This window comes from Amycolatopsis sp. cmx-8-4 (assembly GCF_046548675.1).
In the GTDB taxonomy this organism is placed as follows: domain Bacteria; phylum Actinomycetota; class Actinomycetes; order Mycobacteriales; family Pseudonocardiaceae; genus Amycolatopsis.
The window spans coordinates 57,459-80,215 of sequence record NZ_JAEBDZ010000015.1; the positions used below are offsets into that span (position 1 = coordinate 57,459).

Annotated in this window: 27 protein-coding genes and 1 pseudogene; 17 read left to right on the plus strand and 11 right to left on the minus strand. The window is 68.6% G+C overall.

Going from position 1 to position 22,757, the window contains the following annotated elements; all coding sequences use genetic code 11:
- Nucleotides 1–72: 72 nt before the first annotated feature.
- From ACLJQZ_RS28975 to ACLJQZ_RS28990, 4 genes are read right to left on the minus strand one after another with little or no spacing between them, the layout of a single operon-like run.
- On the minus strand, nt 73–1,218 hold the full coding sequence (locus tag ACLJQZ_RS28975) for an Mrp/NBP35 family ATP-binding protein (protein ID WP_410623037.1): 1,146 nt from the start codon (nt 1,216–1,218) through the stop codon (nt 73–75).
- Nucleotides 1,219–1,228: 10 nt separating this feature from the next.
- Nucleotides 1,229–1,738: a DUF1003 domain-containing protein gene (locus ACLJQZ_RS28980; protein WP_410623038.1), complete on the minus strand. Its 510-nt coding sequence runs from the start codon at nt 1,736–1,738 to the stop codon at nt 1,229–1,231.
- The gene (locus ACLJQZ_RS28985) at nt 1,731–3,029 is read right to left on the minus strand and encodes a magnesium transporter MgtE N-terminal domain-containing protein (protein ID WP_410623039.1); all 1,299 of its coding nucleotides are present in this window, start codon (nt 3,027–3,029) and stop codon (nt 1,731–1,733) included. The genes ACLJQZ_RS28980 and ACLJQZ_RS28985 overlap by 8 nt, the downstream gene beginning before the upstream one ends.
- 10 nt (nt 3,030–3,039) lie before the next feature.
- The gene (locus ACLJQZ_RS28990) at nt 3,040–3,948 is read right to left on the minus strand and encodes an aminoglycoside phosphotransferase family protein (RefSeq protein ID WP_410623040.1); all 909 of its coding nucleotides are present in this window, start codon (nt 3,946–3,948) and stop codon (nt 3,040–3,042) included.
- A 95-nt stretch (nt 3,949–4,043) separates the two neighbouring features.
- Here ACLJQZ_RS28990 and ACLJQZ_RS28995 point away from each other — a divergent pair, with 95 nt between their 5' ends.
- Nucleotides 4,044–4,955, plus strand: a complete 912-nt coding sequence (locus tag ACLJQZ_RS28995) for a slipin family protein (protein ID WP_410623041.1) — start codon at nt 4,044–4,046, stop codon at nt 4,953–4,955.
- On the opposite strand, the gene ACLJQZ_RS29000 is transcribed toward ACLJQZ_RS28995, so the two are convergent.
- Both ACLJQZ_RS29000 and ACLJQZ_RS29005 read right to left on the minus strand, forming a co-directional pair.
- Nucleotides 4,952–5,626 carry a DUF4190 domain-containing protein gene (locus tag ACLJQZ_RS29000; protein WP_410623042.1) on the minus strand — a complete coding sequence of 225 codons (675 nt, stop codon included), beginning with the start codon at nt 5,624–5,626 and terminating at the stop codon, nt 4,952–4,954. The genes ACLJQZ_RS28995 and ACLJQZ_RS29000 overlap by 4 nt on opposite strands.
- Nucleotides 5,627–5,667: 41 nt before the next feature.
- Nucleotides 5,668–6,093, minus strand: a complete 426-nt coding sequence (locus tag ACLJQZ_RS29005) for a DUF4190 domain-containing protein (protein WP_410623043.1) — start codon at nt 6,091–6,093, stop codon at nt 5,668–5,670.
- Nucleotides 6,094–6,233: 140 nt separating this feature from the next.
- Here ACLJQZ_RS29005 and ACLJQZ_RS29010 point away from each other — a divergent pair, with 140 nt between their 5' ends.
- The 6 genes from ACLJQZ_RS29010 to ACLJQZ_RS29035 all read left to right on the plus strand — a co-directional run bounded on the left by ACLJQZ_RS29010 (nt 6,234) and on the right by ACLJQZ_RS29035 (nt 12,682).
- Nucleotides 6,234–7,430 (plus strand): acyl-CoA dehydrogenase family protein, encoded by a 1,197-nt coding sequence (locus ACLJQZ_RS29010; protein ID WP_410623044.1) that lies wholly within the window; start codon nt 6,234–6,236, stop codon nt 7,428–7,430.
- Nucleotides 7,431–7,608: 178 nt separating this feature from the next.
- Nucleotides 7,609–8,124 (plus strand): general stress protein, encoded by a 516-nt coding sequence (locus ACLJQZ_RS29015; protein WP_410623045.1) that lies wholly within the window; start codon nt 7,609–7,611, stop codon nt 8,122–8,124.
- Between the two features lie 244 nt (nt 8,125–8,368).
- Nucleotides 8,369–9,691, plus strand: coding sequence for an ABC transporter substrate-binding protein (locus tag ACLJQZ_RS29020; protein ID WP_247061046.1), 1,323 nt, complete (start codon nt 8,369–8,371; stop codon nt 9,689–9,691).
- Nucleotides 9,688–10,659: a carbohydrate ABC transporter permease gene (locus tag ACLJQZ_RS29025; protein ID WP_410623046.1), complete on the plus strand. Its 972-nt coding sequence runs from the start codon at nt 9,688–9,690 to the stop codon at nt 10,657–10,659. Before ACLJQZ_RS29020 ends, ACLJQZ_RS29025 begins: the two co-directional genes overlap by 4 nt.
- On the plus strand, nt 10,659–11,498 hold the full coding sequence (locus ACLJQZ_RS29030; protein ID WP_247061047.1) for a carbohydrate ABC transporter permease: 840 nt from the start codon (nt 10,659–10,661) through the stop codon (nt 11,496–11,498). Before ACLJQZ_RS29025 ends, ACLJQZ_RS29030 begins: the two co-directional genes overlap by 1 nt.
- A gap of 2 nt (nt 11,499–11,500) precedes the next feature.
- Entirely contained in the window at nt 11,501–12,682 is a 1,182-nt protein-coding gene (locus ACLJQZ_RS29035) for an ABC transporter ATP-binding protein (RefSeq protein ID WP_247061048.1), read from the plus strand.
- 64 nt (nt 12,683–12,746) lie between these two features.
- Here the strand turns inward: ACLJQZ_RS29035 and ACLJQZ_RS29040 are convergent, their stop codons facing one another.
- Nucleotides 12,747–13,619 (minus strand): hypothetical protein, encoded by an 873-nt coding sequence (locus tag ACLJQZ_RS29040; protein ID WP_410623168.1) that lies wholly within the window; start codon nt 13,617–13,619, stop codon nt 12,747–12,749.
- Between the two features lie 283 nt (nt 13,620–13,902).
- Between ACLJQZ_RS29040 and ACLJQZ_RS29045 the strand changes: the two genes are divergently transcribed.
- A complete protein-coding gene (locus ACLJQZ_RS29045) occupies nt 13,903–14,097 on the plus strand; it encodes a PspC domain-containing protein (RefSeq protein ID WP_247061051.1) in 195 nt (64 codons plus the stop codon).
- A 69-nt stretch (nt 14,098–14,166) separates the two neighbouring features.
- Here ACLJQZ_RS29045 and ACLJQZ_RS29050 read toward each other — a convergent pair whose 3' ends face one another.
- Nucleotides 14,167–14,832, minus strand: a complete 666-nt coding sequence (locus ACLJQZ_RS29050) for a TetR/AcrR family transcriptional regulator (protein WP_410623047.1) — start codon at nt 14,830–14,832, stop codon at nt 14,167–14,169.
- A gap of 117 nt (nt 14,833–14,949) precedes the next feature.
- Between ACLJQZ_RS29050 and ACLJQZ_RS29055 the strand changes: the two genes are divergently transcribed.
- The 5 genes and pseudogenes from ACLJQZ_RS29055 to ACLJQZ_RS29075 all read left to right on the plus strand — a co-directional run.
- Nucleotides 14,950–16,449 carry an MFS transporter gene (locus ACLJQZ_RS29055; RefSeq protein WP_410623048.1) on the plus strand — a complete coding sequence of 500 codons (1,500 nt, stop codon included), beginning with the start codon at nt 14,950–14,952 and terminating at the stop codon, nt 16,447–16,449.
- A gap of 65 nt (nt 16,450–16,514) precedes the next feature.
- Entirely contained in the window at nt 16,515–17,009 is a 495-nt protein-coding gene (locus ACLJQZ_RS29060; protein WP_410623049.1) for a SigE family RNA polymerase sigma factor, read from the plus strand.
- Nucleotides 17,009–17,782 (plus strand): hypothetical protein, encoded by a 774-nt coding sequence (locus ACLJQZ_RS29065; protein WP_410623050.1) that lies wholly within the window; start codon nt 17,009–17,011, stop codon nt 17,780–17,782. The genes ACLJQZ_RS29060 and ACLJQZ_RS29065 overlap by 1 nt, the downstream gene beginning before the upstream one ends.
- A gap of 96 nt (nt 17,783–17,878) precedes the next feature.
- Nucleotides 17,879–18,145, plus strand: a complete 267-nt coding sequence (locus ACLJQZ_RS29070) for a PAS domain-containing protein (protein ID WP_410623051.1) — start codon at nt 17,879–17,881, stop codon at nt 18,143–18,145.
- A 5-nt stretch (nt 18,146–18,150) separates the two neighbouring features.
- A pseudogene (locus ACLJQZ_RS29075) lies at nt 18,151–18,357 on the plus strand (helix-turn-helix domain-containing protein); the annotation flags it as partial.
- A gap of 553 nt (nt 18,358–18,910) precedes the next feature.
- Here the strand turns inward: ACLJQZ_RS29075 and ACLJQZ_RS29080 are convergent.
- Nucleotides 18,911–19,393: a hypothetical protein gene (locus ACLJQZ_RS29080; RefSeq protein WP_410623181.1), complete on the minus strand. Its 483-nt coding sequence runs from the start codon at nt 19,391–19,393 to the stop codon at nt 18,911–18,913.
- A gap of 349 nt (nt 19,394–19,742) precedes the next feature.
- On the opposite strand from ACLJQZ_RS29080, the gene ACLJQZ_RS29085 reads away from it, so the two are divergent.
- Nucleotides 19,743–20,741, plus strand: coding sequence for a hypothetical protein (locus tag ACLJQZ_RS29085; RefSeq protein ID WP_410623052.1), 999 nt, complete (start codon nt 19,743–19,745; stop codon nt 20,739–20,741).
- Between the two features lie 62 nt (nt 20,742–20,803).
- On the opposite strand, the gene ACLJQZ_RS29090 is transcribed toward ACLJQZ_RS29085, so the two are convergent.
- Complete coding sequence (locus tag ACLJQZ_RS29090; RefSeq protein WP_410623053.1) at nt 20,804–21,025, minus strand: hypothetical protein; 222 nt, start codon at nt 21,023–21,025, stop codon at nt 20,804–20,806.
- Nucleotides 21,026–21,209: 184 nt separating this feature from the next.
- On the opposite strand from ACLJQZ_RS29090, the gene ACLJQZ_RS29095 reads away from it, so the two are divergent.
- From ACLJQZ_RS29095 to ACLJQZ_RS29105, 3 genes are read left to right on the plus strand one after another with little or no spacing between them, the layout of a single operon-like run.
- On the plus strand, nt 21,210–21,653 hold the full coding sequence (locus tag ACLJQZ_RS29095) for a hypothetical protein (RefSeq protein ID WP_410623054.1): 444 nt from the start codon (nt 21,210–21,212) through the stop codon (nt 21,651–21,653).
- Between the two features lie 37 nt (nt 21,654–21,690).
- Nucleotides 21,691–22,182, plus strand: coding sequence for a DUF6232 family protein (locus tag ACLJQZ_RS29100; protein ID WP_410623055.1), 492 nt, complete (start codon nt 21,691–21,693; stop codon nt 22,180–22,182).
- Nucleotides 22,183–22,191: 9 nt separating this feature from the next.
- Nucleotides 22,192–22,413, plus strand: a complete 222-nt coding sequence (locus ACLJQZ_RS29105) for a hypothetical protein (protein ID WP_410623056.1) — start codon at nt 22,192–22,194, stop codon at nt 22,411–22,413.
- Between the two features lie 72 nt (nt 22,414–22,485).
- Here the strand turns inward: ACLJQZ_RS29105 and ACLJQZ_RS29110 are convergent, their stop codons facing one another.
- Nucleotides 22,486–22,746, minus strand: a complete 261-nt coding sequence (locus ACLJQZ_RS29110; protein WP_410623057.1) for an RICIN domain-containing protein — start codon at nt 22,744–22,746, stop codon at nt 22,486–22,488.
- Between the last annotated feature and the right edge of the window lie 11 nt (nt 22,747–22,757).

A 22,757-nucleotide genomic window follows, 5' to 3' on the forward strand; every position in this document is an offset into this window, starting at 1 on the left:
GGTGCGCTGGACGCACCGAACGCCACATTGGGTGCTTTGGATGCACCCAACGCCACATTGGGGCGTTCGGGGTCAGCGGCCCGCGGGCGTCACGTTCAGCATCATCCCGGCCAGCCCGCGTGCCCGGACCGTCAGCCTCTTCGCCGTTTCCTTCAGCACCACGGACGCCGGGGCGTCGGGCGCGGACAGCACCAGCGGGGTGCCCGAGTCGCCCTGCTCGACCAGGCGCGGGTCCAGCGGGACCTGGCCCAGCAGCGGGACCTCCGAGCCGATCGACTTCGTCAGCGAGTCCGCCACCGTCCGGCCGCCGCCCGAGCCGAAGATCTCCAGGCGAGACCCGTCGGCCTGCTCCAGCCACGACATGTTCTCGATGACGCCCGCGACGCGCTGACGCGTCTGCAGCGCGATCGCGCCCGCGCGCTCGGCCACCTCGGCCGCCGCCTGCTGCGGGGTGGTGACGACCAGGATCTCCGCGTTCGGGATCAGCTGGGCCACCGAGATCGCGATGTCGCCGGTGCCCGGCGGCAGGTCCAGCAGCAGGATGTCGAGGTCGCCCCAGAAGACGTCCGCCAGGAACTGCTGCAACGCGCGGTGCAGCATCGGGCCGCGCCACACCACCGGGGTGTTACCCGGGGTGAACATGCCGATCGAGATCACCTTCACGCCGTGCGCCTGCGGCGGCATGATCATCGTGTCGACCTTGGTCGGCTTCTCGCGGGTGCCCAGCATGCGGGGGATCGAGTGGCCGTAGATGTCCGCGTCGACGACGCCGACCGAGAGCCCGCGCTGGGCCATGGCCGCGGCCAGGTTCACCGTGACCGACGACTTACCGACGCCGCCCTTGCCGGACGCGACGCAGTACACCCGCGTCATCGAGCCCGGCTGCGCGAACGGGATGACCGGTTCGGTGGCCTCCCCGCGCAGCGACTTCCGCAGCTCGGTGCGTTGCTCGTCGTTCATCACGTCCAGCTCGACCCGGACGTCGGCGACGCCGGGGAGCTTCGAGACGGCGTCCTGCGTGTCCTTGGTCAGGGTCGCTTTCAACGGGCAGCCGGCCACGGTCAGGTAGATCCCGACGGTGACGACGCCGTCTTCGCCGACGACGACGTCCTTGACCATCCCCAGGTCCGTGATGGGTTTGTGGATCTCGGGGTCTTGCACGCTCTTCAGCGCGCTGCGGACGTCGTCGACGCTGGGGAGCTGCTGAGTGCTGGTCACCCCGTCCATGTTACGAGCCGGTAGGAGCGCGGTTCGGTTTGGCCTTCCTGGGCTGGACGGCCAGGTCCTCGCGCAGCCGGTCCAGCTCGCCGCGCAGGTAGTCCCGCGTGGCCACTTCGCCGACCGCCAGCCGCAGCGCCGCCAGCTCCCGGGCCAGGTATTCCGTGTCGGCCTTCGTCTGCAGGGCCCGGTTCCGGTCCTCCTCCAGCGAGACGCGGTCGCGGTTCTCCTGCCGATTCTGCGCGAGCAGGATCAGCGGCGCCGCATACGCCGCCTGCGTCGAAAAGGCCAGGTTGAGCAGGATGAACGGGTACGGGTCCCACTGCAGCGACACGGCGGTGAGGTTCATCGCGATCCAGACGATCACCAGCAGCGTCTGCCAGAACAGGTACTTGCCGGTGCCGAGGAACCGGGCGACGCGCTCGGTGAGCCTGCCGAAGGTGTCCGGGTCGATGTTCAGCTTGAACCGGTTCTGGCTGCGGGGCTGGTCCAGCCGCCGTCCGGACGTCGGCTCAGGCACGTTCGGCCTCCAGTTGTTCGCCGGTCTCGCCGGTCGTGTCGTGCAGGCCGGTCTCGCGCCAGTCCTCGGGCAGCAGGTGGTCGAGGACGTCGTCGACGGTCACCGCGCCGATGAGGTGGTCCTCGGTGTCGACGACCGGTCCGCAGGTCAGGTTGTAGGCCGCGAAGTAGCGGGTGACCTCGGGCAGCGTCGCGTTGGGCCGCAGCGCCGCCAGCCCGGTGTCGACGGCGCTGGCCACCAGCTCCGCCGGCGGTTCGCGCAGCAGCCGCTGGAAGTGGACGACGCCGACGAAGCGCCCGGTCGGCGTCGCGGTCGGCGGCCGGCAGACGAACACCATGCTGGCCAGCGCCGGCGGCAGCTCGGCGTTGCGGATGTGCGCCAGTGCCTCGGCGATCGTCGTGTCCGGCGTGAGGACCACCGGCTCGGGGGTCATCAGGCCGCCCGCGGTGTCGGAGGAGTAGGCCAGCAGCCGCCTGACCGGCGCCGACTCCTCCGGCTCCATCAGCTCCAGCAGCCGGCTCTGCTCGGCCGGGGCCAGCTCGGCCAGCAGGTCGGCGGCGTCGTCCGGGCTCATCGCCTCGAGGATGTCGGCCGCGCGCTCCTCGGCGAGGTAGGACAGCAGCTCTTTCTGGTCGTCGTCGGGCAGCTCTTCGAGGACGTCGGCGAGGCGCTCGTCGTCCATCGCGTCGGCGACCTCGTGCCGGCGCTTGAGCGGCAGGTCGCGGATGGTCGCGGCGACGTCGACCGAGCGCATGGTGTCGAACAGCATGAGCAGCTGCCCGGCGCCCTGCTGCTGGCCGGTGATGTCGGTCAGGCTGAGCCCGGCCACCTCCGCCCACGGCAGCACCTGCATCGCCGAGCGGCGGCGGCCCAGCCCGACCCGCCGCTCCCGGATGGCGAGCTTCGCCAGCACCCAGTCGCGGGTGCGGGTCGGCTCCATCCCGGCGTCGACGACGGTGACGCGGGTGTCCGAGCCGGCCAGGGTCGCGTGCGCGTCCAGCAGCTGGCCGAGCACCAGGACCTCGTTGGGCCGCTGGGTGAACTGGCGCATGTTGACCGAGCCGGTGGCGAGGGTGACGGCGGTCGGCTCGATCGCGGTGACCCGCAGCATGGGCACGAAGACCCGTCGTCGCGTCGCCAGCTCGACGACCACGCCGAGGATCCGCGGTGGCTGTGCGTCCAGCCGCAGTCCGACGACCAGGTCACGCACCCGGCCGATGGATTCGCCGTCCGGGCCGAACACCGGCAAACCCGACAGCTGAGCTGCGAAAACCCTGTTGACCCCGGCCATGGCGCCGACCCTATCGGCTGGCTGCCCAGGCTGCGATTTCCGGCACTGTGACGAAGGCCGGGTCGTCGCTCTCCTCGCCGGATTCGGCGAACTCCTCGACCATCCAGAGCCAGTTCTGCACGGCTCGCACCAGCGTCCAGGCCCGCGCTTTTTCGGCGTCCAGCTCCAGCGCGGCGACGATCATCGCCAGCCGTTCGTCCAGTGTGGACTCGGTGAACCGGTTCCAGAACAACGGGATCACGCCGTACTCGAGGTCGCCGGACAGCGGCTTGGGGTCGATGACCAGCCACGGCTCGCGCTGCCCGGCGAGCACGTTCTGGAAGTGCAGGTCCTCGTTCACCAGCGCCGATCCCGAGTCCGGGCCCAGCTCGCGGCAGATCGCGACGGCGTCGTCGACGAGCCGCCGGTCGAACGGCTCGCCCAGCTCGGTCCAGTGCCGGGGGAGTTCCTCGACCAGTCCCGCGGCCTCGGCGCGGACGCTCCGGGTCAGCTCCGGCGGCGCGGGGACGGCCAGCCGCCGTGCGAGCCCGCCCAGGATCGGGACGGCTTCGCGCAGCGGGAGGTGATCGAGGGTGCGCCCGGCGTCGAGCCGCTCCAGCAGCAGGACGCCGTCGTCCGGCGCGGAGTCCAGCAGCAGCACCGCACCCCGGCCGGCCCATGTGGACAGTGCGACCGGCTCGTCGGTGGACTCGTCGTCGCGCCAGCCCAGTTTCAGCACCACCGGCGTGCCGTCGGCCCGGCGCGCGGGCTGGACGACACCGACGTAGCCGTGCATCGCCTCGCCCTCGAACGTCAGGCCCCATTCCCGGGCGTACGCGGCGGCGAGGGCCGGCAGGGCGGCCAGCCAGGGGACGGCTCCGGGGCCGAGCACGCGGGGTGCGCGGGCGGCGAAGACCGGAGGCACGCGAAGGTCGTTCACGACCTCAGTCTGGTCGCCGCGTCCAGCGCGTTTCGCCCTGGTGGCCACGGGCGTACGCTGGGTTTTCAGGGGAAATCGCAACCCCGGGAGCAGCCATGGTGGTGGAGATCGTCAGCGCCGTCGTCGTACTGGGCGGAGCTTGGCTCGCGGCCGGCGTGCGCGTGGTCAAGCAGTACGAACGCGGGCTCGTCTTCCGGTTCGGCCGGGTGCGGTCCCGGGTGCAGGAGCCGGGCCTGAAACTGCTGGTCCCGTTCGTGGACCGGATGCAGAAGGTCAACATGCAGATCATCACGATGCCGGTCCCGGCGCAGGACGGCATCACCCGCGACAACGTCACCGTCCGGGTCGACGCCGTCGTCTACTTCAAGGTGATCGACCCGGTCGTCGCCGCGGTCAACGTGCAGGACTACCGCGCCGCCGTCGGCCAGGTCGCGCAGACGTCGCTGCGCTCGATCATCGGCAAGAGCGAGCTCGACGACCTGCTGTCGAACCGCGAGCACCTCAACGAGGGCCTGGAGCTGATGATCGACAGCCCGGCGCTCGACTGGGGCATCCACATCGACAAGGTCGAGATCAAGGACGTCGCGCTGCCGGAGGCGATGAAGCGCTCGATGTCCCGGCAGGCCGAGGCGGAGCGGGAACGCCGGGCGCGCGTCATCTCGGCCGACGGTGAGCTGCAGGCGTCGCACAAGCTCGCGCAGGCCGCGGCGACGATGGCCGACACGCCGTCGGCGATGCAGCTGCGGCTGCTGGAGACGGTGGTCCAGGTGTCGTCGGAGAAGAACTCGACGCTGATCCTGCCGTTCCCGGTGGAGCTGCTGCGCTTCCTCGACGCGCACACCCCGAAGCAGGCCGCGGCGCCCGCGGCCCCGCCGGCGCCCGCCGCTCCGGCGATTCCCGAGGCCGCGCCGGAACCCGATGCGGTGGAAGCGAAACCGGAGGCGAACGGGCACGCGGCCCCGGCGCCGCGCAGTCCTGGCGACGCGGCATTGCCAACGTCGGACTAGCTGTCGAACTGGCCGTTCACGCCCAGGATGATGAAGGTCGTGAAGAAGCCGACCCACAGCGCGACGACGACGTAGCCGATGATCACGGCGGCCGTGGCGAGCCCGCGGCCGCCGCCTTCGCCGCGGTTGGTGCGGCTCAGCGCGATGTGGCCCATGATCAGCCCGGGCAGCGCGGTGATGCCGGAGCAGAAGCCGAGGATCGAGCAGACCAGGGCGCCGATGGCGAGCGCGTTGTCCTGGGTGCGCGGAGCGCCCGGGTAGGGCTGGGCGTACGGCGCCGGCGGCGCGTAGGGCGCGCCGTACGCCGGCGGGTACGGCTGCGCGTACGTCTGCTGCGGGTAGCCCGGGGCCGCGTGCGGCGTGCCGGGGATGTGCGCCGCGGGCGTCTCGAACGCCCCCGGCGGCAGGCTCCCGGCGGCCGGGTACGGCGCCGGCGCCGTGGCACCCGCGACCGTCGTGTCGGCGGCCGTGGCGCTCGAAACGGTGTGGTCCGAGGCGGTGTCGTGGGCGACGGTGCTGTCCGAAACGGTGCTGTCCGGGACCGTGCTGTCGAACGTCGGGTCCGCTGTCGCGGGCGGCTCGTAGGACCCCGGGTCGTACGACGACTCGGTGGTCGACGGCGGGTCGTACGACGTGGACGGGTGGTCCTTGTCGCCGGACGGGTCGGTCATCGCGGGCCCCCTCGGTGCGTGCAGGACCTCAACTTAGCCGGTCAATGGAAGAGACCGTTCGCGGCGCCGACCCCGAAGAAGAGGAGGAACCCCAGGATGTTGAGCGCGATCGCGGCGTAGCCGACGATGAACGCCGCCATCGCCACACCCTGGCCCTCGGCCTGGCCGGCCTTCGCCTTGTTGTAGGCGATGTGGCCCATGATGATGCCCGCGACGGCGATCAGGAAGCACAGGAAGATGCCGGCGATCGAGCAGATCAGCGCGCCGATGGCGAGCCCGGGGCCCTCCTTCGGCTGCATCCCCATGCCGGGGTACTGCTGGCCGTAACCGGGCTGCGGGTAGCCGCCCGACGGGTACTGCTGGCCGTAACCCGGCTGCTGGTAGCCGCCCGATGGGGGCTGCTGGAAACCACCCGACTGCGGCTGCTGCTGGCCGTACGGGTCGTTCGGATCCTGCGGATAAGTCATGGTTCCTCCCCTTCCGGTCGCACTTTACGGTGCTGAGGGGGCCGGGCGTGAGCGCCCTCATAGCAGGGTGGCCCGTTTCGGGTCATACTCACCGGTAACCTAGCGCCGGGAGCGGCGTCGTAACCGGAAAGGGAGCCGTGATGGCCCGTCTCGCCCAGACCGCCGGCCTGTCCGACGTGCAGTCGGAGATCCTCGCGACCGTCCGCCAGTTCGTGGACAAGGAGGTCATCCCGCACGCGCAGGAGCTCGAACACTCCGACACCTACCCGGCCGACATCGTCGAGGGCATGAAGGAGATGGGCCTGTTCGGGATCACCATCCCGGAGGAGTACGGCGGGCTCGGCGAGTCGCTGCTGACCTACGCGCTCGTCGTCGAGGAGATCGCGCGGGGCTGGATGAGCGTGTCCGGCGTGATCAACACGCACTTCATCGTGGCGCACATGATCACCCGCCACGGCACCGAGGCGCAGAAGCGGCACTTCCTGCCGCGGATGGCGACCGGTGAGGTCCGGGGCTCGTTCTCGATGTCCGAGCCGGACCTCGGCTCCGACGTCGCCGCCATCAAGACGCGCGCGAAGAAGACCGGCGACGGCTACGTCGTCGACGGCGCCAAGATGTGGCTGACCAACGGCGGCTCGTCCAACCTGATCGCGCTGCTCGTCAAGACCGACGAGGGCGCCGAGAAGCCCCACCAGAACCTGACGGCGTTCCTCGTCGAGAAGCCCGAGGGCTTCGGCGAGGTGGCGCCGGGCCTGACCATCCCCGGCAAGATCGACAAGATGGGTTACAAGGGCGTCGACACCACCGAGGCGGTGTTCGACGGCTACGAGATCGGCGCGGACATGGTCCTCGGCGAGGCCCCGGGCAAGGGCTTCGCGTACATGATGGACGGTGTCGAGGTCGGCCGCGTGAACGTCGCGGCGCGGGCGTGCGGCATCGCGATCCGCGCGTTCGAGCTGGCGGTGGAGTACGCCCAGCAGCGCAAGACGTTCGGCAAGGCGATCGCCGAGCACCAGGCCGTGGCGTTCAAGCTGGCCGAGATGGCGACCAAGGTCGAGGCGGCCCACCTGATGATGGTGAACGCGGCCCGGTTGAAGGACTCGGGCGAGCGCAACGACGTCGAGGCGGGCATGGCCAAGCTGATCGCGTCGGAGTACTGCGCGGAGGTCACGCAGGACTCGTTCCGCATCCACGGCGGCTACGGCTACTCGAAGGAGTACGAGATCGAGCGCCTGATGCGTGAGGCGCCGTTCCTGCTGATCGGTGAGGGCACGAGCGAAATCCAGAAGACGATCATCAGCCGCGGCCTGCTGCGCGAATACAAGTCGCGTTCCTGAGGGCCGCCACTTTCCCTATGAAAGATGCGTCCGGAGGGGCCTCCGACGCATCTTTCCCTATGAAAGTGCGAAGCGACTTGTCGACATGGCGGGGTGTCCGGCCTTTCGGGGTAAGCGGCTCGCACGGTCCGGGCGTTCTTGACAAGATGGACGACCAAGACCCACGAGTGCGCAGGTGATGATGGTGAGTAGTCCCTTCGGGGGCGGCCGGGCGTCCCAAGGCCTGCCGCGGCTGCCGACCCCGCCGACCGGCTGGCCGATCGGGTCGTACGCGACCTACGGCGAGGCGCAGCAGGCGGTCGATTTCCTCGCGGAGAGCGAGTTCTCCGTCAGCGACGTCACGATCGTCGGCGTGGACCTGATGGTCGTCGAACGCGTCATCGCGAGGCTCAGCTGGGGCCGCGTGCTCGGCACCGGCGCCTTCTCGGGGGCCTGGTTCGGCGTGTTCGCCGGGGTGCTGCTCGGGCTGTTCGTCAACCGGGGCTTCGTGCTGCAGGTGCTCACCGGGCTCGTGCTGGGCATCCTCTCCGGGCTGGTGTTCGCCGCCATCGGGTACGGCACGTCGCGCGGGCGCCGGGACTTCTCGTCGGCGAGCCAGCTCGTCGCGGGCCGGTACGACGTCCTGTGCCAGCCGCGCTCGGCCGAGCGGGCGCGGGAACTGCTGGCGAAGCTGGCCTTGAAGCCGTCGTCGTGAGATTTCCCGTCAATATCAGGCGATAATCACAGTTCGGCATGCACTGGCCTGAATCGTTACCGATACTGCTTGCGGGGTGTGATCGCCCGGCATAAGTTGTCCGACACCAGTCGGGCGGCCTCGCCCAACAAGCGCGGCGGCCCGAGCACTAGCACGTCGGGGTGCTGGCGCGGTTTAGCCTCATCGCGTCGCGGTGCCCACCGGGTACCGCGGTAACCGGCGTGCACGCGGGTGAGGAGGCCTGATGGGGAAGAGGATCGGCGCGGGCAAACGGGGGCGATCGCCCGGCCGCACCACCGCCCTGCTGGGGGCAGGGGCATTGCTGACCGGTCTCGTGGCCGGCTGCGGCTCGGGCGGTGGCACGAAGATCAACGTGTACTACGCACCCGAGGACAGTTTCCAGAAGGTCGTGGACAACTGCAACAAGGCGGCGAACGGCCGCTACGAGATCGTCTACAACAAACTCCAGCGCGGCTCGGACGACCAGCGGCTCCAGATGGCGCGGCGGCTGGCGGCGGGCGACACCGCGATGGACGTACTGGGGCTCGACGTGACCTGGGTTTCGGAGTTCGCCGAAGCCGGCTGGGTCGATGAATGGAAGGACCAGAACAAGGCCGCGGCCTCCGAAGGCGTCCTGCAGGGACCGCTGGACACGGCGACCTACAACGGGAAGCTCTACGCGGCCCCGAAGAACACGAACATCCAGCTGCTCTGGTACGACGACCGGATCACCCCGACCCCGCCCAAGACGTGGGACGAGGCGATCCAGAAGTCGCAGGAGCTCAAGCAGCAGGGCAAGCCGTACAGCATCGTCTTCACCGGCGCGCAGTACGAAGGCCTCGTCGTCTTCTACAACACCCTGGTCGCGTCGATGGGCGGGCACATCCTGTCCGACGACGGCAAGTCCGTGGTGATGGACGACGGCGCCGTGAAAGCGCTCGCCCTGCTGAAGAAGATCACCGATTCGGGGATCACCGACGCGTCGCTGACCAACTCGAAGGAGGACGACGTCCGGCAGACGTTCCAGCGCGGTGACGCCGCGTTCGAGCTGAACTGGCCGTTCGTCTACGCCTCCTACGCGAAGGACAAGGCGTCGGACGTCTCGCACTTCAAGTGGGCCGTCTACCCGCAGGCCGAGGCCGGCACGCCGGCCAAGACCACGATCGGCGGGTACGACCTCGCTGTCAGTTCGCTGTCACAGCACAAGCCCGAGGCGTACGAAGCCGCGCTGTGCCTGCGGAGCCCGGAGAACCAGAAGTTCTCGGCGATCAACGACGGCGTCCCGCCGACCATCGAATCGGTGTACCACAACGACACGCCGCTCGACCCGTCGAAGCCGGCGGGCGACGACAACCCGAACATGGCGATCAAGTACCCGATGCGCGACTCGATCCTCGACGCACTGAAGGACGCCGCGGTCCGGCCGCTGACCCCGGCCTACCAGAACGCGTCGACGGTGATGTCGAAGATCCTGTCGCCGCCGGCCGAAATCGATCCGCAGGCCACCGCGGACAAGCTGCGCCAGCAGCTCAGTGACGCGCTCCAGTCGAAGGGAGTGATCCCGTGACCGTTCAGGACTCCACCCCGGCCGACACCGCCGGGGCCACCGTCGCCGAAGGAGCGACGTCCCACAAGAAGGGCAAACCCGCCCTGTCCGAGGGCAAGAAGGCCGAGCGGAAGCTCGGGCTCTGGCTGTGCGCGCCCGCGTTCGTCGTGATGATCGCCGTCACCGGCTACCCGATCGTCTACTCGATCTGGCTGTCGCTGCAGCGGTACGACCTGCGGTTCCCGGCGCAGCAGCAGTTCGTCGGCTTCGACAACTACGGCGCCGTGCTGTCCAACTCGTACTGGTGGACGGCGTTCGGGACGACCATGTTCCTGACGTTCGTGTCCGTGGCGATCGAGTTCGTCCTCGGCATGGCGCTGGCGCTGGTGATGCACCGGACGCTCGTCGGGCGCGGTCTCGTCCGGACGGTCGCCCTGATCCCGTACGGCATCGTCACGGTCGTCGCGGCGTTCTCGTGGTACTACGCGTGGACGCCGAAGACCGGCTACCTGGCGAACTGGCTCGCCTCGGACGGCGCGCCGCTCACCGAGCAGTGGCCGTCGCTGTTCATCATCATCGGCGCCGAGGTGTGGAAGACCACCCCGTTCATGGCGCTGCTGCTGATGGCGGGCCTGGCGCTGGTGCCCGACGACCTGCTCAAGGCCGCCGCGATGGACGGCGCGAACGGCTGGCAGCGGTTCACGAAGGTGATGCTGCCGGTGATGAAGCCGGCGATCCTGGTGGCGTTGCTGTTCCGCACGCTCGACGCGTTCCGGATCTTCGACAACATCTACGTCCTCACCGGCGGCGCGCAGGACACCGGGTCGGTGTCCATGCAGACCTACGACAACCTGGTCAAGGGGCTCAACCTCGGGATCGGGTCGACGATGGCGGTGCTGATCTTCATCACGGTGGCGATCATCGCGTTCATCTTCATCAAGGTGTTCGGCACGGCCGCACCGGGTTCGGATACTGGGGGTAAGCGCTGATGGTGATGGGAACCGTCACGACGGGCCGCAAGCTTCGCTGGGGGCTCGTCGACATCCTCGTGCTGGTGTTCGCGCTGGTGCCGGTGCTCTGGGTGGTCTCGCTCTCGTTCAAGACCAAGGACACGCTGACCGACGGGTACTTCATCCCGCAGTCGTGGACCTGGCAGAACTACGCGGACATCTTCCAGACGTCGGAGTTCCTGCTGGCACTGGTCAACTCGATCGGCATCGCGATCATCTCCACGGTGATCGCCGTGGTGCTGGGCACGATGGCCGCCTACGCCATCGCCCGGCTGGAGTTCCCCGGCAAGCAGCTGCTGGTCGGGCTCTCCCTGCTGATCGCGATGTTCCCGCAGGTGTCGCTGGTGACGCCGCTGTTCAACATCGAGCGGAACCTGGCGCTGTTCGACACGTGGCCGGGGCTGATCCTGCCCTACATCACGTTCGCGCTGCCGCTGTCGATCTACACGCTGTCGGCGTTCTTCCGGGAAATCCCGTGGGAGCTGGAAAAGGCGGCGAAGATGGACGGCGCGACGCCGGCCCAGGCGTTCCGTAAGGTGATCGCGCCGCTGGCCGCGCCGGGTGTGTTCACCACCGCGATCCTGGTGTTCATCTTCTGCTGGAACGACTTCCTGTTCGCCATCTCGCTGACGTCGACGACGGCGTCGCGCACGGTGCCGGCGGCGCTGTCGTTCTTCACCGGGTCCTCGCAGTTCGAGGACCCGACCGGGCAGGTGAGCGCGGCCGCGGTCGTGATCACCATCCCGATCATTGTGTTCGTGTTGTTCTTCCAGCGTCGCATCGTGGCGGGGCTGACCTCCGGTGCGGTGAAGGGGTAGTCATGGCAGAAATCGTCCTCGACAAGGTGTCGAAGAAGTACCCCGACGGCGCGCTCGCGGTGTCCGAAGTGGACATCACCATCGGCGACGGCGAGTTCCTCGTGCTGGTCGGGCCGTCCGGCTGCGGGAAGTCGACCATGCTGAACATGGTGGCGGGGCTGGAGGACATCTCCTCCGGCGAGCTGCGCATCGACGGCAAGCGCGTCAACGAGAAAGCCCCGAAGGACCGGGACATCGCGATGGTGTTCCAGTCCTACGCGCTGTACCCGCACATGAGCGTCCGCGAGAACATGGCGTTCCCGCTGCGGCTGGCCAAGGTGGACGACAAGACGGTGCGGGCGAAGGTGGAGGAAGCGGCGACGATCCTCGACCTGACCGCGCACCTGGACCGCAAGCCGGCCAACCTCTCCGGTGGTCAGCGGCAGCGCGTCGCGATGGGCCGGGCGATCGTCCGCAACCCCAAGGCGTTCCTGATGGACGAGCCACTGTCCAACCTGGACGCCAAGCTCCGCGGCCAGATGCGGACGTCGGTGTCGAAGATCCAGAAGCAGCTCGGCACGACGACGCTGTACGTCACGCACGACCAGACCGAGGCCATGACCCTGGGCGACCGGGTCGTGGTGCTGCGCGGCGGTTTCGTGCAGCAGATCGGCGCGCCGCAGTTCCTCTACGAAAACCCGGCGAACCTGTTCGTCGCGGGGTTCATCGGCTCGCCGTCGATGAACTTCGTGCCGGCGACGCTGGAGAACAACGAGCTGCGCACGCCGCTGGGCACCACGCCGCTCACGGATCGGATCCGGCAGCTGGTGGAGAAGGCGGACGCGCCGCGTGAGGTGCTCGTCGGCATCCGGCCGGAGCACTTCGAGGACGCGGCGCTGGTCGAAGCCGGCCAGAAGACGGGCGGCGGCACGTTCACCGCGCACGTCGACGTCCTCGAGTCGATGGGGTCGGAGAAGTTCGCCCACTTCACCGTCGACGGGGAAACCGCCACGTCCGCGGAGCTCGCGGAACTGGCGGCGGACAGCGGCTCGGCCGACGTCCCGGGGTCGGCGTCGCAGATCGTGGCCCGGCTCTCGGCGGAATCGGCCGCCAAGGAGAACTCGGACCTGCAGGTCTGGTTCGACGCGGACAAGGTCAAGCTGTTCGACCCGGCCAACGGCAAGAACCTCACCTACGAGGACTGAACGGTAGTGCCGTGAAGGGCACCCTCAGGGACTCCAAGTCCCTGAGGGTGCCCTTCAGGGCGTTTCAGGCCTTCGGCAGCCGCGAGTAGATCGACGTCGCCGCGGTGCGGGCCAGTGCGCACGTGCCGTCGCCTGCCGTGCCCGCTGTCTCGACCACGCTGATCTCCGCCAGCTCGCGCCGTCCGGGCAGGCCCGGCGCCGGCTGGGTGCTGTCGACCAGGCAGAACGCGCCCGCGAGCCGGACCTGGGCTTCGCGGCCGCCGAGCGTCTCGACCGGGCCGTTCGTGCCCGCGGTGTCCACCGTGAGCTTGAAGCCGACCTTGCCGCGGATGCAGCTGTGCCCGGCCAGCCCGATGGTCGGCTGGCTGCCGGGGCCGGCGGGGTCGTCGAGGTCGTGGCTGTCGAGCAGCGCGCAGGGCGCGACCCGGCCCCACGAGCGCTCGGGGAACGTCAGCCGCCCGACCTTGCCGCCGGTGACCGCGGCGAGCACCGAGCCGACGGTGGCGTCCGCGGTCTCGCAGCGTCCGGGCTGGTCGGCGGGACCGCTGTCGGTCACCGACACGTCCAGCCGGTTGCCGTCGGCGAAGATGATCGTGCGGGTGCAGGCGGTGTGGTCGTTGAACATCGACTGCTGCACCGAGACGCCGTCGGGCACCGGTCCCGCGTAGTCGTAGGGCTTGATGTTCGGGTCGGAGTCGAAGGCCAGCGGCCCGACGAGGATCGTGCGCCAGCCGAGGTCGGCCTGGCAGCTCTCGAACGTCGGCACGGCGACGGCGCCGGCCGCGACCTTGGGCACGTCGAGCATGCTGCAGTAGTCGACGGTGCCGAAGTCGCCGAGCGCGGCGGACGCGGTCAGGGGCGTCGGCCCCGAGCCCCCGGCCGGGTCGGACGCGGCCTGCGTGGTGGCGCAGCCGGCCGAAAGCAGGGCGCAGATCATCGCGACGACCAAAGACTTCAAACGCGGGTACACGGGGTGCAAGTATCACCACATCCGGCCGAAAAGCCACCCCTGACGGGGACATCTCTCACTATTTTCCGCTTCGTGAGCGACAAACGCGCAGGTCCTCGGTTTTCCGCCGTGCGAGCTGCGGTTTCCGCAGTGCCTGAAGGACTTTCGCTTTCGCCGTCCCCTAAGGGAACGATCCTTCCCGCGAGTGATGCGGAACCGGGTGACCGGGTGGTGAAGTGGGTATATCGGAAGTTCGAGGAAAGGGAAGACGATGAGCGCACCGGTCACCCGGCGACTGAGCCGCCCCCGCCACGGCCGCATGATCGCCGGCGTCTGCGCCGGTCTCGCCCAGAGGTACGGCATGAAGCCCAACACGGTCCGGCTGCTGGCGGTGCTGTCCTGCCTGCTGCCCGGCCCCCAGTTCGTGGCCTACCTCATCCTGTGGGCGGTCATCCCGGCCGAGTGACGGAAGCGGGTAAGCCGAACCAGGCGGGAGCTTCGGCACCCGCCTGGTTTTGTCGTGCCGGCCGGGTCCTCAGGGCCGCCAGGAGCACATCGCTTCGTCGATCTCCTGCTCGTCCAGCGGCGGGTGCGGCAGCTCCGTCGCCTTGCCGGGCTCCGCGCGCAGGCCGTCGAGCAGCATGCCCAGGCAACGGCGCCACAGCGACGGGTCCACCGCACACGTGAACTCGACCACCGAGCCGACCATCATGTGCAGCAGGGGGATGTCGGTGGGGGAGAAGTCGGCGCGCAGGCCGCCCGCCGCCTTGGCCCGCTCGACGAGCTGTGTGATCAACGGCACCATGCGCGCTTTCGCGTCCGCGACGTGCTCGTGGCCGAACTTGTTGGACAGCATGATCTCGCGCAGCCCGCGGTCCGTCGAATGCAGCTCGGCCGCCTTCCACGTGAAGCTGACGAACGCTTCCCACGCGTCTTCGGCCTTCAGCGCGTCCGCCGCGAGGTCGCCGATTTCCTCCATACGCTCGGCGAACATGGCTTCGACCAGGTGTTCCTTACTGGGGAAGCGCCGGTAGACCGTGCCGACGCCGAGGCCGGCGTGGTGCGCGATGTCGTCCAGGGTGGCTTCCAGGCCGCGTCGGCCGAAGACCTCGCGGGCGGCCTGGAGGATGCGGCGGCGGTTCAATTCGGCGTCACGCCGCAGCGGCCGCGCCGGTGCGGCGGGACTCGCGTCCCGTGTCATGCGTCCCACTCTACCAATCAAGTAGAGGCACCTTCTCCGGTTCTTGTGTACGTTGGGCCACGTAAGGGGAGATACCTACTCCACATAGCTTCCTGATCACTTTCAGTGAGGACACCCATGACCGAGTCCACGCTCGTCGTCGCGCCGTCGGGGGACGCGCGCGCCGCCGAGAACCCCCACCACGCCAGACGGTGGCTGATCCTCGTGATGATCGGCCTGGCCCAGCTGATGGTCGTTCTCGACGCGACCGTCGTGAACATCGCGCTGCCTTCCGCTCAGCTCGACCTGGGCTTTTCCAACGACGCGCGGCAATGGGTCGTCACGGCGTACGCGCTCGCGTTCGGCAGCCTGCTGCTGCTCGGCGGGCGGCTCGCGGACCTCTTCGGCCGCAAGAACACCCTCCTGGTCGGCCTGGCCGGCTTCGCCGCGGTGTCCGCGTTCGGCGGCGCGGCGAGCAACATCGAGATGCTGTTGATCGCGCGTGCGGCACAGGGTGTGTTCGGCGCGCTGCTCGCGCCGGCCGCGCTTTCGCTGCTGACCACGACGTTCACCGACCCGAAGGAACGCGGCCGCGCGTTCGGCGTGTTCGGGGCCATCGGCGGTGGCGGCGCGGCGGTCGGGCTGCTGCTCGGCGGGGTGCTGACCGAGTACCTCGACTGGCGCTGGTGCATGTTCGTCAACATCATCTTCGCCGTCGCCGCGTTCGTCGGCAGCTCGATCCTCCTGCGCAACCAGCGTGACGCCGGCCCGCGCCCGAAGCTCGACCTGCCGGGCACGGTCACCGCGTCGGCCGGCCTCTTCTCGCTGGTCTTCGGCTTCGCGAACGCGGGGTCGAACTCGTGGTCGTCGGTCTCGGTGTGGGGCTTCCTCACCGCGGGTGTGGTGCTGCTGGGCGTCTTCGTGTGGCTGCAGCAGCGCGTTTCGCACCCGCTCCTGCCGCTGCGCGTGCTGCTCGACCGCAACCGCGGCGGCTCGTACCTGGCGATGTTCCTGCTCGCCATCGGCATGTTCGCGATCTTCCTGTTCCTGACGTTCTACGTGCAGCAGAACCTGAAGTTCACGCCGATCCAGAGCGGCCTCGGGTTCCTGCCGATGGTGGCGACGCTGATGCTGGCCGCCACCTCGGCGACGGCCGTCCTGCTCCCGCGCTTCGGCCCGCGGCCGCTGGTGCCGACGGGCATGGCGATCGCGGCGGTCGGGCTGTTCTGGCTCAGCCGCATCGACCTCGAAAGCACGTACGCCGGCGGGGTCCTCGGCCCGCTGCTGGTGATGGGCTTCGGCATCGGCCTGGCGATGGCGCCGGCGATGAGCGTCGCGACGTTCGGCGTCGAGGCGCACGACGCCGGGGTCGCGTCGGCGGCGGTCAACACGATGCAGCAGGTGGGTGGCTCGATCGGTACGGCGCTGCTCAGCACCCTCGCGGGCAACGCGGCGACGTCGTACCTCGCGGGCAAGGTGCCGACGCCGCAGCTGGTGGCCGAAGCCTCGATCGAGAGCTACACGACGGCGTTCACCTGGGCCGGCGTCATCTTCGCGGTCGGCGCGGTGCTCAGCGCCCTGCTGCTGCGTTCGGGCGCCCCGAAGGGTGAGGCGGCGCCGGGCGTCGTCCACATGTAGTTCCGCTTGAACCTTCCCGGCCCTCCGCGCACTAGTAGGGGTGAGAATGTGCGAAGGAGGGCCGGGTGGGGGCGTCGAGAGAGCTCGATTTCAGCGAGTACTTCGCCGCGCGGGTGCAGCGGTTCCGGCGGGTGGCGTTCGCGCTCTGCGGGGACTGGCACAGCGCCGAAGACCTCGTGCAAGCCATGTTCGTCCAGCTGTACCGGCGGTGGCGCCGGGTGCGGCCGGACACCGTCGACGCCTACGCGCGGCGCATCCTGCTCAACGCGTTCCTCGCCGGGCGTAGGAAAGCGGGCCGTGAGCACGTGACGTCCGAGCCAACCGAACGGGCGGCCCCACCGGAGCACGACAGCCACGTCCGCGTCGACCTCGAGCGCGCACTGACCGGGCTGACGCCGCGGCAGCGCGCGATGGTCGTGCTGCGCTTCCTCGAAGACCTGCCGGTGGCCGAAGTCGCGGCCCTGCTCGGTATCGCCGAAGGCACCGTGAAGAGCCAGACCGCCCGCGGAGTCGAGGCGCTGCGCGCCGCCCTCCCCGCGCCGATGACGGAGGAGCGGTGATGGAAGACCTCGACGTCCGGTCCGCGCTCACGGCGTACGTGACCGAAGACGAACCCCCGATCGGCCTGGACGGCGCGCGGATCCTGGCACGGGGCCGCCGCTCGCGGCGCAACCGGCTGCTGGCGGCTTCGGCGGGAGTTCTGGTGGTGCTGCTGGCCATCGGCGCGACGGTGCTCGCGTCGCCGCGTCAGGGCGAGATCGCCGGGCCGAGCTGCCCATCGGCGTCGGCGGGGGAGACGCGGGCGCAGATCGTCGACCGGCTGAGCTGCGTCGTCGACAAGGCGGTGCGCTCGATGCTGCCGCCGGGAGCGAAGGTCGAACGCCTGACGATCCCGGGGGAAACGCCGCCGCCGAACCCGTTCCACCTGATCGCCGACCCGGTGGGGACCGCGCCGCGGGACGCCCTGTTCCACATGGGCGTCCGGGTCACCGACGAGCGGGGCACGGGGTCGGTCTACTTCCTGGCGTTGCTCGACGACGCTTCCAGTGGCGGCGCTTTCTCGATGGCGCGGTGCGGTACGGCCGTCCCGAACCAGGTGAGCTGCGAGGTCGAGCAGCTGAAGGAAGGCGGCCTGCGGAAGGTGACCGAGCGCGCGAACGGCGTGCTGACGTATCGCGCGTCGCTGACCGCGCCGGGGATGAACGTCGAGTTCTGGTCCAGCAACAGCGGTGTCCTGGAACAGAACGGCGTCCCGCTGCCGGTCCAGCGGCCGGAACCGACGTTGAACGCCGTACAGGTCAGGGGGCTGGCGCTCACGCCCGGTCTCGGCTGAAGATCCACTTTGGACCGGGGCACCCGATCGGGTGGTAGACGCCGAACTGTTCGCATGGTGCGGTGGAAAACCCGATCGAGTGCGAAGGGGTGAACCTTGTGGGAGCCTGAGGTGGCGCCGGATCTCGTCGACGCCGCCCGGCGGCTGGCCACCGCGATGGCGGGGGCCGGAGCCACCGACCGGGAGGCGATGGCCGTCGGGTTCGCGCGGGAAGTCCTGGCTTCGCGGGGTGCCGAGGCGCGGTTCGCCGCGTTCTACGAACATTGCCCGTCCGGCGTCGTTCTTGTCGACCCGGAAGGTGTTGTCGGCGCGGCGAACCCGGCGTTCCTGCGGCTGGCGCACGCCGGGTCCGTCGGGCGTTGATCATCATGGCCTCGGCCTCCGGCACGACGGTGCCGGCGATCGCCCGCCTGGTAGCCGCGGACGAGGACACCGTGCGGGATGTGATCCACGCGTTCAACGACGTGGGGCTGGCCTGCTTGGACCCTCGCTGGGCGAGCGGCCGTCCCCGCCGGATCAGCGACGCTGACCTCACGGTCATCGTCGAGACGGCCACCACTCGCCCGCGCAAGTATGGGTTGCCGTTCACGCACTGGAGTATCCGCAAGCTGGCCGGCTATCTCACTGGCCGTTACGGCCGCTCCGACCCGCGATGGGCGCCGGTCCGGGTGGTGCGCATCGGGCGGGAACGGCTGCGGCAGATCCTGCACGCTCGGGCCATCACGTTTCAGCGGACCTGGACCTGGAAGGAATCCCGCGACCCTGACCTCGAAACGAAGCTGGACCGGATCGAGGAGGTCACCGATCGGTTTCCGGATCGGTGTTTCGCGTTCGACCAGTTCGGGCCGTTGTCGATCCGCCCGTGTCACGGCACCTGCTGGGCCGCGCAGAAGCACCCGGACCGGCTGCGCGCGACCTACAAAACGCACCCACGGCATCCGGTACTTCCACGGCTGCTACAGCCTGTCCGAGGACCGGCTGTGGGGTGTGCTGCACGAACACAAGGGCGGCAAGTACACCCTCGCCGCGTTGAAGTCCATCCGTCAGGCACGCCCGGACGGCGCCCCGATCTACGTCATCTGCGACAACCTGTCGGCCAACACCACACCCGCGATCCGGACCTGGTGTTCACGCCACAAGGTCGAGTTGTGTCTGACGCCCACGAATGCCTCCTGAGCCAACCCGATCGAGCCGCAGTTCGGACCGTTGCGCCAGTTCACCATCGCCAACTCCGACTACCCCAACCACCCCGCCCTCGCGCGAGAGTTGCACGCATATCTGCGCTGACGCAACGCCAACGACCGACACCCCGACGTCCTGGCCGCGCAACGCCAGGAACGCGCCCGCATCCGCAGCGAACACCACCACCGATGGGGCCGCCCTCAACCTCGAGCAGCCTGGTAAAATCGGGATCAAAAGCGGCCACCGCACTAGGTCGGGCAACGTTTCAGCCAGGCCGCTGGTCTCGCTGGTCTCGCTGGTCTCGCTGGTCTCGCTGGTCTCGCTGGTCTCGCTGGCTTCGGCGGCGGCCAGGCGTGCGGTGTGTACCAGCCCTGCCCAGCCGTGGTACGGCTCGATGATCGACTGCGGTCGGCGCGGCGAGGTAGGCATCGTCTTGCCACCTTTCGGTGTAACAGTCGTCAGCCACGTGGCGACTCTGCCCTTGCAATCCGCCTTAGTCAGCCGATCATGAACGAAAGTCGCCGGATGGCGTTCATTTCCATCAAGTCGAATATCGCACCCGGAGACGCTCGAAAGGGAGGGATGGGCAAGTGTCGAACGAACCTGAGCCGGTCGACAGCCTCGTCGCAGCAGGCACGGCAAGACCCATCCACCGGGTGTGCACCATTACCGAGAGCACTGCGACCTCCCCCGGAGCTCGAACTGCCAGAAGGTGGCTTGTTTTTGGCACGTTGACCGTTTCGGCTCCCACTGCTGACATGCTGACCCGGTGCCGCAAATGGATCAAGTAGTCATCGAGGTGAGAGACGAGATTCGTCGCCTGAGAGCAGGATACGGCGTCTTCACACCCAATCTGATCGACCGGTTGGGCCCGCGTCTGCAGGCCTGGTGCGGAGCGCACCACGACCCCTCCCAGCTTCGATCGACTCTGACCCAGCGCTTGCTCACCAGTGCGGGAGCGCTGCCCGGCGACCGCCAGGACGCCCTCGTTGTCAGCTTGGCCATAGACCCCGAGGTCGAACATCTCGTCAAGTTCAAGGACCGGGTCGACCACCTCGCCGCCAAGCTGGCCGTGAGCACCCGCACCGCGTTGCGCAGGATCGAGTCCGCCGAAGCCGAGCTGGCCGACGAGATAGCCGCCGAGTCCGCAGGCGCCACGGCGAGCGGGCACTTCGTCAAGTCCTACTACGTCCGCCAATACCAAGCCATCGTCGACAACACAGGCTCCCACGGCAACCCGGCGACCGTGTCCGTCCACCAGGAACGTGAAATCGTGTGCGTCCAGGACCGGCTGACCGAGATACCGATCCGCTTCGAGATCCCGGACCACCCCGACACGGCCGAACCGCTGTTCACCGCCCGGGTTCAGCACGGCGGCCGGCTACGGTCTCAGCGTCGGCTGTCTCCGACGGGCTTCGAGCTCACCCTCAGCCTGCCGTCCGCCATCGCTCAGCGAGAGACCCACCGCTTCGCGTTGAGCTTCGTCTTCCCCGCCGGTTTGATCCGCGCCCACCACGTGATCACCGGCGAGGTCCAGATCCAGTGGTACCGCCTCATCGTCAAGTTCCACCCCGACCACCTGCCGGTCTGGATCCGGAAGGTGGACGGCGAGGACATCAGGACCCTGGACGCGTTCGCCCACAAGGCGGCCGCTCCGGCAGGAGCGTTCCCACTCGACGCCGTGGGAGAGGCGCACCTGGAGTTCCGGCGGCTCGCTCCGCACCTGGCATACGGCTTCCAGTACCGCTGGGCCGACCCACCGGGAAGCCTTGGGTGAGCGCCGACCGGGTGGACCCCCGAACCTGAGGGCCCACCCGCACCGATCACCGCCGTGAACCGTCAGTCACGGGGCCGGCTCACCCACCGCCGCAGCAGGGCCGCCGCCCGGTACGCGGCCTTGAGGCGCGCGACGACCGACGTTAGCACGACCCGGAACAGGAACGAGAACGTCGCGCCCTGGATGCAACCAGCCAGGAAAAGCAGGACGCAGGCAAGAAGATATGCACTCGCGTTGCCGTTCCCGGCAGCAACCAGGAAAGGAACAGAGGTCTTGAACTCCATGATTTCACCTCGCACATCGAATTAATCTGACGAGGCTCAGAATTCGTCAAAAACAACCGACCCACTTGTCCCGGCGGGACGCTTCTCCCATCAGCGCAGTTCGCCGAGACGAAAATAGCGTCCGACCACTCGGACACTCGGACACTCGGACATCTCACGAGCAGTAGAGCGCGAGGAGTAGCCGTTGAACAGCCCAGGCGTGACGCCCGACCAGCTCCTGCATGACTTCGGACTCCTGGTCGATGCGCAGAAGAAAAGCCTCCGAGGACTGGCCACCGCATCGGGCATCGGGCATGAAACCATCCGAGGCTGGAAAGACGGGAACCGGTTCCCCCGGAACACGGATGACTTCCTCAGAGTCGTGCAGACCTGCCTGAAGTCACTCAAGGAAGGTGCGCCTGCACCTCGCTGGAACTATCCGGAATGGGAAATCCGCTACCAGGAGGCGAAACGGGCCTGGGAGAACCAAGCCGGCGACAGCCGCTCCACGAAGACCGTCCCCCTCCTGGCCGGCGGACCGCCACCGCCGCCCGCGATTCAGGTCCACGGCGGCGACTACGTCGCCGGAGTCAAGAACTCCATTCATTTCGGAGACGTGAACCACAACCACAACCCGCAGCAACAATAGAGATTCTCCGCCATCACGCGCAATGAAAGGAACTTCCATGGACGACTGTGAGGTCAGGATCGAAAACGGGATCCTGTGGATCGACAGCGAGGCATACCCCCTGCGCAACATCTCGCGCGTCGGTTCGCGCTGGATCGACCCGAAGCCGATCAAGGCAGCGGCGGTGAAAGCGTTCATCGTTCGGACGTTCCTCTGCCTGATCGTGTCCGGGATCGTAGGCACCGGCTCCACGGCGGGCGGGATCATCCTCTTCCTGGCCGTCATGGCGCTGCTGATCTGGCGGCTGTCGGTGGCGCTCAAGCTGAGCCCGATCTACGGCCTGGTCCTCAACACCTCAGGCGTTCAGCAGGACGCCGTCTGGAGCTACGAGCAGAGCGAGATCCACAAGCTCGTCAAGGCGGTCACCGACGCGATCGGCCATCCCGACACGGCCCAGATGATCGTCAACCTCAACCACGCCGTGGGCGGCGACGTCATTCAGCAGTACGGTGCGAAAAGCACCGGCAAGCAGGTCGGCGCGGGAGCTTGAAGGTGCTCGATGAACAGCGATGACCGGTTCGAAATCCACAACCACAACCAGGTCCAGGACGGCGACATCATCCAGCAGTTCGCCCCGGGAAGTATCGGCAAACAGGTGAGCGCGGGCCTCGGCGACAACCACTCCGTCGCAGTTCACGGCGGCGACTACGTTGTCGGCGACAAGACGGCCGACCACCGCGGCGATGTCAACCACGACCACCGGCAGGCCACGGAAACTTGAGCGGAAGCGGTCCGTGAAAACAGCACGCCGAGCCGCACTCACACTGCGGCTCGGCGTGCACGGTGACTCCGGTCAGACGGGGAATACGCCGAAAGTCTGCGCGGGCGTACCGTTGCAGTCCCAGATCTGCATCGCGGCGGCCTCTGGGGCCAGCTCACCCGGCACGTCCAGGCAGTGCGTGCTCGTGCCCGCGACGCGCGACCGGCGGGACGCGAAGTTCGGCAGGTCGCGACTCGCTTGGAACCGCTGATTGTTGATGCCGGAGCATGGCCACTGGATGACCGGCACCTGGTTGGCGTTGCGCCCGGCCAAGTCCATGCGCTTGAGCTTCACGGCCTTGCGGA